This is a genomic window from Arthrobacter cryoconiti, from assembly GCF_020905375.1.
Classification (GTDB): Bacteria; Actinomycetota; Actinomycetes; order Actinomycetales; family Micrococcaceae; genus Specibacter; species Specibacter cryoconiti.
In genome coordinates this window covers 459,771-471,314 of sequence record NZ_JAJJBU010000003.1, presented here as the reverse complement: position 1 = coordinate 471,314, position 11,544 = coordinate 459,771, and the positions used below count along the sequence as shown (strand labels likewise).

Annotated in this window: 11 protein-coding genes; 6 read left to right on the top strand and 5 right to left on the bottom strand. The window is 59.7% G+C overall.

Going from position 1 to position 11,544, the window contains the following annotated elements; genetic code table 11:
- The first annotated feature begins 32 nt into the window (after nucleotides 1-32).
- Nucleotides 33-629: a TetR/AcrR family transcriptional regulator gene (locus LOH53_RS02205; protein WP_230066071.1), complete on the top strand. Its 597-nt coding sequence runs from the start codon at nucleotides 33-35 to the stop codon at nucleotides 627-629.
- Nucleotides 630-998: 369 nt separating this feature from the next.
- Complete coding sequence (locus tag LOH53_RS02200) at nucleotides 999-2,171, top strand: magnesium and cobalt transport protein CorA (RefSeq protein WP_376991863.1); 1,173 nt, start codon at nucleotides 999-1,001, stop codon at nucleotides 2,169-2,171.
- A 42-nt stretch (nucleotides 2,172-2,213) separates the two neighbouring features.
- Here LOH53_RS02200 and LOH53_RS02195 read toward each other — a convergent pair whose 3' ends face one another.
- On the bottom strand, nucleotides 2,214-2,768 hold the full coding sequence (locus LOH53_RS02195; RefSeq protein ID WP_230066070.1) for a YetF domain-containing protein: 555 nt from the start codon (nucleotides 2,766-2,768) through the stop codon (nucleotides 2,214-2,216).
- A 332-nt stretch (nucleotides 2,769-3,100) separates the two neighbouring features.
- Here LOH53_RS02195 and LOH53_RS02190 point away from each other — a divergent pair, with 332 nt between their 5' ends.
- From LOH53_RS02190 to LOH53_RS02180, 3 genes are read left to right on the top strand one after another with little or no spacing between them, the layout of a single operon-like run.
- Nucleotides 3,101-4,282 carry a type III polyketide synthase gene (locus LOH53_RS02190; protein WP_230066231.1) on the top strand — a complete coding sequence of 394 codons (1,182 nt, stop codon included), beginning with the start codon at nucleotides 3,101-3,103 and terminating at the stop codon, nucleotides 4,280-4,282.
- Nucleotides 4,275-4,997, top strand: a complete 723-nt coding sequence (locus LOH53_RS02185; RefSeq protein ID WP_230066069.1) for a class I SAM-dependent methyltransferase — start codon at nucleotides 4,275-4,277, stop codon at nucleotides 4,995-4,997. The genes LOH53_RS02190 and LOH53_RS02185 overlap by 8 nt, the downstream gene beginning before the upstream one ends.
- Entirely contained in the window at nucleotides 4,990-6,219 is a 1,230-nt protein-coding gene (locus tag LOH53_RS02180) for an FAD-dependent oxidoreductase (protein WP_230066068.1), read from the top strand. The genes LOH53_RS02185 and LOH53_RS02180 overlap by 8 nt, the downstream gene beginning before the upstream one ends.
- Nucleotides 6,220-6,258: 39 nt before the next feature.
- On the opposite strand, the gene LOH53_RS02175 is transcribed toward LOH53_RS02180, so the two are convergent.
- The 4 genes from LOH53_RS02175 to LOH53_RS02160 all read right to left on the bottom strand — a co-directional run bounded on the left by LOH53_RS02175 (nucleotide 6,259) and on the right by LOH53_RS02160 (nucleotide 11,217).
- Nucleotides 6,259-7,506, bottom strand: a complete 1,248-nt coding sequence (locus LOH53_RS02175; RefSeq protein ID WP_376991865.1) for a YibE/F family protein — start codon at nucleotides 7,504-7,506, stop codon at nucleotides 6,259-6,261.
- Between the two features lie 49 nt (nucleotides 7,507-7,555).
- Complete coding sequence (locus LOH53_RS02170) at nucleotides 7,556-8,539, bottom strand: GNAT family N-acetyltransferase (protein WP_230066067.1); 984 nt, start codon at nucleotides 8,537-8,539, stop codon at nucleotides 7,556-7,558.
- 3 nt (nucleotides 8,540-8,542) lie between these two features.
- Nucleotides 8,543-9,928: a glycine--tRNA ligase gene (locus tag LOH53_RS02165; RefSeq protein ID WP_230066066.1), complete on the bottom strand. Its 1,386-nt coding sequence runs from the start codon at nucleotides 9,926-9,928 to the stop codon at nucleotides 8,543-8,545.
- A gap of 224 nt (nucleotides 9,929-10,152) precedes the next feature.
- Complete coding sequence (locus LOH53_RS02160) at nucleotides 10,153-11,217, bottom strand: lactonase family protein (RefSeq protein WP_230066065.1); 1,065 nt, start codon at nucleotides 11,215-11,217, stop codon at nucleotides 10,153-10,155.
- A 90-nt stretch (nucleotides 11,218-11,307) separates the two neighbouring features.
- Here LOH53_RS02160 and LOH53_RS02155 point away from each other — a divergent pair, with 90 nt between their 5' ends.
- Nucleotides 11,308-11,538 (top strand): RNA-binding S4 domain-containing protein, encoded by a 231-nt coding sequence (locus tag LOH53_RS02155; protein WP_230066064.1) that lies wholly within the window; start codon nucleotides 11,308-11,310, stop codon nucleotides 11,536-11,538.
- Nucleotides 11,539-11,544 lie beyond the last annotated feature (6 nt).

Genomic DNA, 11,544 nt, shown 5'->3' with positions numbered 1-11,544 from the left:
CACCCCGTCGTCATCCAAGTAAAGGACATCCCATGCAGCGCGTTTCGGCTACCAAAGAGGCCATCTTGGCCGCCGCTCTGGAGCTGGGCGCACTGCATGGGATCTCCGGCACCACCATGGAACAGGTGGCTGAGCGCGCTGGTGTGGCCAAAGGCAGCGTTTACTACAACTTTTCTTCCAAGGACAAACTGTTTGGCGAGTTGCTGACCACCGGAGTGAGCAAGCTTGCCCAGACGCTGCACGACGCCCGGCTCTCCGCGTCCGGGTTTGCCGGGGTTGAAGCGATGGTCACAGCCATGCTGTCCCTGCTAGAGGCAAATCGGGCCTTGTCCAAACTCATGGCCGCAGAGATTTTCCGCACCGACCGAGCCTGGCAAGAATCCATTTTTGCCTTGCGCCGTGAGGCCTTGACCGAAATCGAGGAAGCGCTGGTTCCACTTGTGCCCGCCGGCACCAGCGAGGCGATGCGTCTGCTCATGGCTGGCGGCATCTTTGGTGCCACACTCATGGGCGGGCTGGAGTGGCTACTCTTTAGCCCGCAGACCCCCGTAAGTGATGTTGCCGCCGCGCTGCTCTTCACCCTTTCCGGAAAGCTCGACGCCGGTCCCACTCCCCCAACCCTCGGTTAGAACCGGGTCACTTTCCCCCAACCCTCGGTTAGAACCGCCGGGAGGCCTTGCTCGCCGTCGTACGCTAGAACGCATCGCAGCAGACCTCCGCCCTGTGCCAAAACTGCCAAAACTGCCAAAACTAGCTGTACAGACTTTCCGGGCTATGCTTAAAGTGATCCCCGGTCAGCATCAAATGCTCAATTCCGGTAGCAAGAGAAGCCAATAGCCATTGAAGGGAGGCGGGCGCATGAGTTCGGAACCTCCGAGTCCTACTAGCCAGGCCTTCCGTCGCGCATTCTTAGGCGCATAGCCGCCTCATAGCAGGCGATGACGGTGGGCCGGCCCTGATAATGGCCCATCCTTCCCTGCGCTTGACTGGATACACCCATGAACACACGCCGCGCTGCTACGCGTCTGCAATCTTTGAAGAACGCCACCTCCCCCTTTATCTGTCGCCCCGCCACTGGTTCCGCGGACGCGATCGGAGCCGGGCCAGACGGGGTACTCAACCCTGGCACGGGCATGGTCCATGACACGGCAACGAGCATGATCGACGCCGGCATCTACCATGACGGTCGCCGAATTTCCTCACCCCGCACCCTGCCGGATACCTTCCGCGAGCTCAACTCCTTGCCCGGCTCTATGGCCTGGATTGGTCTGGTGACCCCGCAGGAAAGTGAACTCCAGGAGCTGGCCGAAGAGTTTGACCTGCATGAACTTGCCATTGAAGACGCGGTTCTGGCCCATCAACGCTCGAAGCTGGAACGCTACGGTAAAACCCTCTTCGTGGTGCTGCGTGCGGCTCGCTATCTGGAGACCCAAGAAGAGGTGGAGTTTGGCGAGCTGCACGTGTTCGTGGGCGCCAACTTCATCATCACCGTCCGCCATGGGAACTCACCTAATCTGGCAGCTGTGCGACGTCGGATGGAACAGGACGCGACCCTCTTGCGCCTGGGTCCTGAAGCCGTACTTTATGCGATTCTGGACACCGTGGTCGACGGCTTCGCACCGGTGGTGACTGGTTTGGCCAATGACATTGATGAGATTGAGACCGAAGTTTTCAGTGGAGATCCGCAAGTTTCCCGCCGCATCTACGAGCTCTCCCGCGAGGTCATTGAGTTCCAGCGTTCCACCAGGCCCATGACAGGGATCCTCGCCTCACTCGCGGCTGGATTCGATAAATATGGGATCGATGAGGAACTGCGCCAGTACCTGCGCGATGTGGACGATCACGTTGCTGCGGCCAATGAGCGGATCGATTCTTTCCGCTTTATGCTTCGGGACATCCTGACTGTCAATTCAACCCTCGTGGCGCAGCGCCAAAACGAGGAGATGAAGCACTTGGCGCAAGCCAGCAACGCTCAGAACGAAGAGGTCAAGAAGATCTCCGCTTGGGCGGCCATTCTGTTCGCACCCACCTTGGTCGGAACCATCTATGGCATGAACTTTGACATTATGCCGGAGTTGCACTGGGAGTATGGCTACGCGCTGGCCATTCTGGCAATGTTTGGTGTCAGCGCCGTGCTGTTTGGCATCTTTAAGAACCGCAAGTGGATCTAAGCAGGCTCACCAGCAGGAAGCTGTGCTTGCCTGAAATCCATATCAATCCTGTGGCATGGCCAGAAACGAAGCCGGTACCAGCTCCGCACCCCTGACGTCCTCTAGGAATTCCGGTTGGATGGGCACGCCCGTGCGCAGCACGCTGATCTCTCCCGTTGATTCAAGGATCACACAGGCTACTTCGGCATAATTGCGGATGCCAGCCTGACGCAATTTAGCCCTAATTTCGCTTTGAGAAACATGGGTTCTGCGCAGATTGGAGGGGTGAATCGCCCCGCCTGCCATGAGTAGATACGCCCTATTGTTGACGGCGGCTATGCCTTTGGGGAATCGGCGAAGCTGCCCTGTGAGCGCTTGGAGTACCAGGAGAGTGAGCAACCCTAGGGCGCCAGCCACCAAAGTAGGGGTGTACCCGAGGATGGCCCGTCCGACCACCGCGCCTAGGGCCACAGCCGCGGCGAGGTCGAAGCTGGACAGTGTTGCCATGGTGCGCTGGCCCATGAACCTAATCAGCAAGAGCACAAGGACGTAAAGCCCAACGGCTGAAAGTACTACTCGGCCTGCATCGGCCCACGTCAATCCATAGTCATTCCACATGTTGGTCCCTTCCCAAGGAGTTCTACCCAGTCCGAACGGGCATGGGCCATCCGCGCAGGAAGGCCCAGAACCTCCCTCCAGAATACGGGTTCGGACCCCTGGACGGAGGTTCCATGCGGTAGTCAGGGCGAAAATGCGCAGCACCAATGATCGTTGACGCGCTGCCCACGTTGGTCCTGATCACCGCATTCATCTACTTTTTGCACTTACCCAACAAAGGGACACGATCCATCGGCCCAAAAATTCATGCTGGGAAGAGTTTTAGAAAGTCACTTTCCGCATGGGCCGCGGCTGCCATTGTTTTCTGCCCCGCGCAGGAACCACAATGGAGCATGACGGTCACACTGAGATCCCTAGAAACCGCAGTTCCGCCCACCCTCTTGATCCAATCCGAGGCCCGCGATGTTTTTGCCTCCCAACCTGGCCTTACCCGTTTGGGTCAACGGTTAGTGCGTACCTGTTTTGATTCGGCCGCAATAGACACCCGCCATACCGCAGTGGCGGAGATGTCTACCGGTTCTCAGAGCGAAAATCCAGTCTTTTTCGATGGCGCATCCGGCCTGTTACTTTCCCCCAGCACCAAAGTGCGCAACGACCTCTTCACGACGGAGGCCACAAAACTGTTCATCGAAGCCGCTGAAAAGGCGTTAGAGGCGTGCGACGGCGTTGGGCCAGGCGACGTCACGCACGTCATCACCGTTTCCTGTACTGGTTTTTTCAACCCCGGCCCCGACTATAAAGTGGTGCGTGCACTGGGTCTGAATGCCTCAGTGCAGCGCTACCACCTGGGTTTCATGGGTTGCTACGCCGCTTTCCCCGCATTGCGTGCGGCTAAAGCCTTTTGTGAGGCCGATCCAGAAGCTGTGGTGCTGGTAGTCACAGCCGAGTTGTGTTCTTTACATGTGCGCACATCAAATAACCCGGACACCATCATGGGCTCCTCCTTGTTCGGCGACGGGGCGGCCGCTGCCGTGGTGAGCGCACGCGAACTGCCGTCGTCGAACCCTGTCATTTCTCTGGATCATTTTGAAACCGTGCTCACGCCCGTGGGCGAAGACTCGATGGCCTGGAACATTGGCGATGAAGGCTTTGAAATGGTGCTCGATAGTTACGTACCCCGCATTATTGACGAGCACATCGTGGATGCGCTGGCACCCCTGCTGGCACACGAACCGGCCATTGCGGCGCTTCCTTATGGTGACATCCGGCATTGGGCCATCCACCCCGGCGGGCGCAGCATTCTGGACAAGGTCGAGGCCAAGCTTGAACTCACAGCAGAGCAGCTGCTTCCCGCCCGTGAAACCTTGCGTGACTTCGGGAACATGAGCAGCGCAACAGTGATGTTCGTCCTCAAACACATTCTCAACCAGCAGGCCACGGCGGCGCAGGAGAGCATCTGCGCTATGGCGTTCGGCCCTGGCCTGACGGTGGAGACGGGTCTCTTCACAAAGCTTTCCCCAGGCCTGCCCACCGGCCGGAACGTAGTGGAGTTGGAAACCGTCGGTCGTGCCTGAGCGCAGGGAATTTCTGCGCGAGCGGGACCAGTGCGCTGTGGAGGAGATGGACCGGCCAGGATGCGACGCCGCAATGCTAGAACGCACCTACGCCCAGTTTCCGCTCATCAATGCGGTGGTGTCTGGCTGGCGGAACATGTACAAGGAACGAATCAGACCGATACTGGCAGCACAAAAAGCATCCGACGGACCTGTGACGTTGCTGGACATAGGCTCCGGCGGCGGTGACGTGGTGCGAAGCTTAGCCCGCTGGGCGGCACGCGATGGGTTCGCTTTGCTCGCAACGGGATTGGACCCGGATGAACGAGCCTTCACCTTCGCCTGCGCGCAACCATCCGTGCCAGGTGTGACGTATCGGTCCGCGCACAGCAACGTGCTCGTAGCAGAAGGGGCCACCTTCGACATTATTGTCTCCAACCATGTCCTGCACCACTTGAGCGCTCCGGAACTTCAGGGCCTGCTTGTGGACACCGGAGCGTTGTCCCCAAAGCTGGCGTTGCATGCCGACATCGCCCGCCACAGAGTCGGCTACGCCTTGTTTTCTGCCTCAACTCTGCCATTTTTCCCGGGGTCGTTCATCCGCCGTGACGGACTCACTTCCATTCGCCGCAGCTATACCAGAGACGAGCTGGCCGCGGCTGTCCCGCCCCCCTGGCGAGTGGAGGAAGGCCGGCCATTTAGGCTGATACTTACCATGGGGGCCGGCCATGGATGATGTCCTGATCGTCGGGGCGGGACCGGCGGGCCTGTATCTGGGCGTCCTGCTTCTCCAAGCCGGACTCACCGTCAAAATCCTCGAAAAAAGGAACTCACCCCGCACTCATTCACGCGCGATCGGCATCCATCCACCCGGGCTGAGCGCACTTGATCTCGCAGGCGTAAGCGAAGCGCTGGCCGCGGAGGGACTGCACATCAGCAACGGTGCGGCTCGCAGCGGCGGAAAATTGGTGGCAGGGCTACGTTTCTCTGGCATTACGAACGGCCCGCCCTTTATTCTCTCCATTCCTCAAGCCAGGACCGAGGAATTCTTGGAGGCGCGGGTTCACGCACTCGACCCGCAGGCCCTCCTGCGCGGGGTTACCGTACATTCCCTGCACGACGACGGTACTCAGGTCACGCTCAGGGCCTCCCTGAACGCCGGGGATACGGGTGGCATGGTTCCGGTCCCTAGCGTTCTGAACGCCGGGGATACGGACGCCGGGGAGAACCCAATGGTCTTTTCGGCCAGCCTGCTGATTGGAGCCGACGGCGCCTATTCCACTGTGCGCCGAGAACTCGGAATTCCCACACGTGGCCGTAATTACCCCGATACATACCTGATGGGGGATTTTCCCGACGCCGGTGACGACGGACCCACTGCTGTGCTGCATCTGGAACCGGGCGGGATCGTGGAGTCTTTCCCCATGCCCGGGCAACTGCGCCGCTGGGTGGTTCACACCGACACACTGCTGTCCTCAGCTAGCGCCGCCGATTTGGCGGCGCTCATTCATACGCGCACAGGCGTCAGCGTGGCAGCGGAGGCAAATAGTATGCTCAGCGCTTTTCCGGTCAGTGCCCGTCTGGCACTGCGGATGGTACAGGGGCGGACGGCTTTAATCGGAGACGCCGCACACCAGATCAGCCCGATCGGCGGCCAAGGCTTGACCTTGGGCTGGCTCGACGCAGCCGCGCTGGCCCCGATCATTGTGGCTGCGCTCAGGGGAGAAGAGACGGCACTGCGCTTGAAGGAATTCGAACAAGTTCGGATGGCCGCAGCTACCCGAGCATCCCGGCAAGCGTCGATAAATATGGCGCTTGGACGTCCCTTGCCACGCACATTGCTGCGACGTCGTAACGCCGTCCTTGGTGGGGTTATTCGGGTGCCGTGGCTGGCAGACGCCGTAGCACGCAGGTTCACGATGCAATCTCCCAGACCGGTTAGAGTCCAGTCCGGTTAGAGCCCAGACCGGTTAGAGTCCAGTGAGCACTGCACCCTGCTAGTTGGCGAGCGCCGGAGCCGCAGCCTCCTGTTTTCCCGTGGCCTTCACAACGGCCACCGCAACCGCCGTCGTGACCGGAATGGCCAGAACCAGTCCGATGGAACCGACTAGAATCCGCACCACTTCCTCTGCCAATTCAGAACTGGTCAGCGCATCCAAAAGTGGACGATCATAGAGTGAGACCAAAAGAAGTACCGGTAACGCACTGCCGGCGTAGGCGAACGCGATCGTGTAAACGGTTGAGGCAATGTGATCACGCCCTATGCGCATGGCCGAACGAAAAAGCGTCAGGGCACTGGTCTGCGGTGCAAGCTCGTAGAGCTCCCAGACGGCCGATGACTGGGTGATGGTGACATCGTTGAGCACACCCAGTCCTGAAATGATCAGGCCGCACAAGATCATGCCGGACAAAGACATCCCTTGCGTGAGATTAAGTAACTGGTAGGCGTTATCTCCCGTGCTCCCGGTCAGAGCTGCCGCGTCCACGGCCCATGCCGCCAGCCCCGCCGTAGCCGCCAGTCCAAAGAGTGTGCCAAGAAGAGCTGTGGAGGTCCGTGCCGAGAATCCATGGGCAAAATACAACACCCCAAACATAATGGCAGAGGAACCTACCACGGCCACCAGTAACGGCGGTTTCCCCTGTGCCAAGGCTGGCAGGATGAACCACGCTAGTACGGCAAATGCGCCGCCGAGCCCCACCATAGCTCGCAACCCGCGCCACCTGGCCACAGCGATGACCACCACTGCATACAGCACCGCCAAGAGTCCCAGTGGCACTGTGCGAACGAAATCCATGAACACAAACTGCGGCCCCATGGCCTCCAAGCCGGCGGGCATTGCCGGTAGTTTCAAGTACCGGATGCCTTCGCCCACCTTCACGCCACGAGTTTGGACAATGTCCGGAGTAACCACCACGGGAACTTCGCCCCCACCTTGCACCGAGGTGTGTGCAATGAAGCAGCTCTGCGACTTCTGGGCACTGCCCGGACAGTTTTCAGTGGAGGTTCGCTGGACTGTCCCCGTCAAAATGGCGGCTCCAGGCGCTGCCGTGTACGGGTTTCCAGCGATCGGGCTTGACGAAGAATCCCCCGGCCACAGCAGGAGCATGCCCACTAGCGTCAGCGCGGCCAACGGGGCAAGTATCCAACTCAGTAGGACGACGGCGCGGCGGCGCACAGCTGTGCGCCGCCTCAGTTCACTGCGTCCTAAAGAGGAGTCATCGACGGGTAAATGCGAGTGGCTCACGTTGGAGACAGCCTTTCAATGGTTGTTCTCACGCTCAGTCGTGGACGGGTTACTCGCCAACTACCAGCGTCTCACCGCCGCGAAGAACTGCCGCACCAACTTCAATCATGGGATTGACGACAGCGGCCACGGCTTCCATGGAATCATCAAGTTCAAGAAGCACGGGATACTGGTGCGTAATCAAAGCTAGAAGGTCGTACACTGCCTGCACTGCGGTGTCATGTTCTAGCTTTGGTTCAACTCCCAAGAACACTTCCGACGCTGACTCTGCGGCGTCCGGGGTGAGGGAACCTTGTGAATAGCTCACCGCAAAGGCCTCGATGCGCCCCTTCTTGCTGGCCGCCACGGTGTTGCCAAACGCACTTGCAGCTTCGGCGCGCAGCACAAGTGCCCCATGGGCTCCGGTGAGCTCATCCAAGAACATGCGCTGGACCATCCCGGGCGTGAGAACGCCGGTGGGATCCCACCGATTCACCGCTTCGTAATAGCGGCCCACAACATCACTAAGCTCAACTGAACCGGTGGCCAGATCCTGAACGCGAGCCTCAGCTTCTGCCTCGGTTCCCTCACCAAAAACTGGCAAATTCAGCGCACTGGGCCGTACCTCGACCACGCGGTTACGCTGGAGGACAAAGAGTCCCATTGCCTGCGCAAATTCAGCGCCTGGGGTGCCGGGGGCAACTTTGCTGCGCAACGCCGTCGTACTGAGCAGGCCGGCGGCAAGCGCGCCGTCAGCCTCGCGGCGCAGCATAGTCAGCAAGGTAGCTCCCACACCTGCCCGGCGATGATCCCGCGTGACCTCCACATAAGCCCAGAGCCGTTGTGGGTGCAGCGTGGTGGAATAGACCACGCCGGCTGCGACCGGAATACCTTGGTCCATCGCCACTATGGTCCGCCGCCACGGCTTCGCATCCTGCTCGGGCGCCAGTGCCGTGCGGAACTGCCCGGCTGCGGCGTAATCGGCGTCGCCCCAAATTTCACGCAGCGCTAGGTCATCGCCATCACGCCAAGGCCGGTAGGAGAGTTCAGCCATGCTTTAGGCACCTAGCAATCGGGTAGCCAAGTATGCCTGTACCTGATCGAGAGGAACGCGCTCTTGGCTCATAGTGTCGCGTTCGCGGATAGTCACAGCATTGTCTTCAAGGGTTTCAAAGTCCACAGTGATACAAAACGGTGTCCCGATCTCATCTTGGCGACGGTAACGGCGGCCGATGGCACCGGCGTCGTCAAAGTCGATGTTCCAGTGCTTGCGCAGCGTGTTGGCAAGCTCCTTGGCCTTCGGGGACAAGTCCTCATTGCGGGAGAGCGGGAGCACTGCGGCCTTGACGGGAGCCAGTCGCGGATCCAGCTTCAAAACGGTACGTTTATCTACCCCGCCCTTGGCGTTAGGGGCCTCGTCTTCGGTGAAAGCGTCCACCAAAAACGCCATCATGGAACGTGTCAGGCCAAAGGAAGGCTCGATGACGAACGGCGTGTACCGCTCCCCCGTGGCCTGGTTGAAGTAGCTCAGCTCTGTGCCGGAGCCCTTCGTGTGAGAGTTCAGATCGTAGTCGGTGCGGTTGGCGACGCCCATGAGCTCGCCCCATTCGTTGCCTTGGAAACCAAACTTGTATTCAAAGTCAATGGTCCCTGCAGAATAGTGGGCTCGCTCGTCCTTGGGAACATCAAACTGGCGCATGTTCTCCGGGCTCATTCCCAAGTCCAAGAACCAGTTCCAGCAGAGTTCAACCCATTCCTTGAACCACTTCTCAGCTTCATCTTCTGGCACAAAGAACTCAATTTCCATCTGCTCGAACTCACGGGTGCGGAAAATGAAGTTTCCGGGTGTGATCTCGTTGCGGAATGCCTTGCCGATCTGGCCAATGCCGAACGGCGGCTTTTTCCGGCTGGTGGTGAGCACATTGTTGAAGTTCACGAAGATGCCCTGCGCAGTTTCCGGGCGCATGTACACCATGCCGGATTCACTGTCCACCGGGCCCAGGAAGGTCTTCATCAACCCGGAGAACATCTGGGGCTCGGTCCACTGGCCCTTGGTGCCGCAGTCTGGGCAGACGATGTCGTCCATGCCGTTTTCAGGCTCGCGCTTCTTCTTCGCCGTGAACGCCTCAAGGAGGTGATCTTGGCGGTGACGCTTGTGACACTGGGTGCACTCGACGAGGGGGTCGGTGAACGTGGCCACGTGGCCGGAGGCTGCCCACACGGCCTTGGGCAAGATGATGGAGGAGTCCAGACCCACCATGTCCTCTCGTCCGCGGACGAAGGACTGCCACCATTCGCGCTTGATGTTTTCCTTCAGCTCAACGCCAAGGGGACCATAGTCCCAAGCTGATCGCGAACCGCCATAAATTTCACCGGCCTGAAAGACAAAGCCGCGACGTTTCGCGAGGGAAATGACCTGGTCAAGCTTGGATTGGGGCGCCAAAGTAGTACTCCTGTTATTTACGAGGCCGCTGGGTGCGGTCCGTCCGTGGATAAGCCTACCGGGACGTGGTGAGATGGCGGGAATTGGTCTTGCCCCATTCCGCCGGCGCAATACTGGTGGCGAGTATTGCGCCGGGTACACTATGCGCAATACTGGTGGCAAGTTTTGCGCCAGCAGTACGACGCCGGACTCCGCCTACGCATTTCATCGCCCTTGGGTGCCCACTAGCCAAGTAAGACGCAGGCGGGGCTGCCAAAGCCGATGGTTTGCACCGGTTCCGCTCCCGGGAGACCATCCTGGTCCAAGGAAAATACCGTCACGGTGTCGGAACGCTGATTCGCCACGTACACAACGTTCTCACCCAAGGCCAGATGGCGCGGCCAGTTGCCCCCGGAGTCCACAACCGAAAGCACCCGCGGCACCTCCGGATTATCCCCACAAAGACCCGAAACATCCAGCACCACCAGCGTATTTGCCCCGCGGACGGCTACATAAAGCAGGTCTTGCTCAGCTGCGAGTTCAAGGTGAGACGGGTAGAACTCTTTGGCATCTTCTTGTTCCGCCAAAGAGTATGCCAACGGCGTCCGCAACAGCCACGTCCACGAGTGGTCGGCGCCATCTGCCAGCACGTTGCGCCGGAGCACGTGCAAATGCCCATCCAGCTCCGCTGCCACCAACAAGAAGGCACCCTTGATGGCAACGTGTCGGGGCCCCGAACCCGGTGGCAGTTGGGCTGAGCCACGCAGCACGTGGGAATGGGCGTCGTACTCGTCAATTCGGTCCGCTCCCAAATCCGAGACCAAGACTGTTCCCCAGGGTGTGAACGTCACCTGATGGGCGTGTGACTCGCTCTGGCGGTCAATTACTGGCCCGGTTCCCGGATGAGAGAGCAGATCCGGTGAGGCCGGCGTCGTACTGGCCATAAAACCACCGTCAATTAGTTCGGCGAGCGCAGTCACGCAGGCTGTTCCGGACGTATAGTTCGCGGTCCACACGTCGCTGCCGCACAGGGTGAGATGGCACGGGTCGGCTCCGCCTGAAGATGCCCGCCCCACCAGTTCCAAGGTGCCTGGGTCTAGTGCCACGATCCGCCCTTGGGGCAATTCCTCCACGCTCAGCAAAACCGAACCGCCAGCGGCAAGGTATGACGGATTCACCGCTGCCGTGGCCCGCGCTTCTTCTGAGCCTATGCTGCCGTCCGGTGCCAGAGCGTAGCGCACCACACCTGGCCCCGAACCGTAAGGGGCTTGCGTATAACCGCTAACAAATACGTGCGTTGGTGAACTCATGGTCGTTTCCCTCACGGATCGTGAATGTGCTCCCTGCAACGTTAGCGCCCGGCGGCAAGGATAGCTGTTCCCATGCGGCACAATTACAGTATGAGTTCACACGAGATCATTGACATCCCCATCCGCGACGACATGATCCGGTTAGGCCAGTTGCTAAAGCTTGCCAGCCTGGTCGAGGACGGAGTCGAAGCCACAGACGTCATCAAGGCTGGCCTCGTCAAAGTCAACGGCGAGATTGACGAGCGCCGCGGCCGGCAACTTCACGACGGCGATACCGTGAGCGTCAATGGCGAGACCGTGCGTATCAGCACCAGTAAGTAGCTGCAC

Bases quoted from the DNA above. Each gene is read 5' to 3' on its own strand.
- LOH53_RS02195 (WP_230066070.1), bottom strand. From the start codon at position 2,768: ATGTGGAATGACTATGGATTGACGTGGGCCGATGCAGGCCGAGTAGTA.
- LOH53_RS02190 (WP_230066231.1), top strand. From the start codon at position 3,101: ATGACGGTCACACTGAGATCCCTAGAAACCGCAGTTCCGCCCACCCTC.
- LOH53_RS02180 (WP_230066068.1), top strand. From the start codon at position 4,990: ATGGATGATGTCCTGATCGTCGGGGCGGGACCGGCGGGCCTGTATCTG.
- LOH53_RS02155 (WP_230066064.1), top strand. From the start codon at position 11,308: ATGAGTTCACACGAGATCATTGACATCCCCATCCGCGACGACATGATC.
- LOH53_RS02205 (WP_230066071.1), top strand. From the start codon at position 33: ATGCAGCGCGTTTCGGCTACCAAAGAGGCCATCTTGGCCGCCGCTCTG.
- LOH53_RS02170 (WP_230066067.1), bottom strand. From the start codon at position 8,539: ATGGCTGAACTCTCCTACCGGCCTTGGCGTGATGGCGATGACCTAGCG.
- LOH53_RS02160 (WP_230066065.1), bottom strand. From the start codon at position 11,217: ATGAGTTCACCAACGCACGTATTTGTTAGCGGTTATACGCAAGCCCCT.
- LOH53_RS02200 (WP_376991863.1), top strand. From the start codon at position 999: ATGAACACACGCCGCGCTGCTACGCGTCTGCAATCTTTGAAGAACGCC.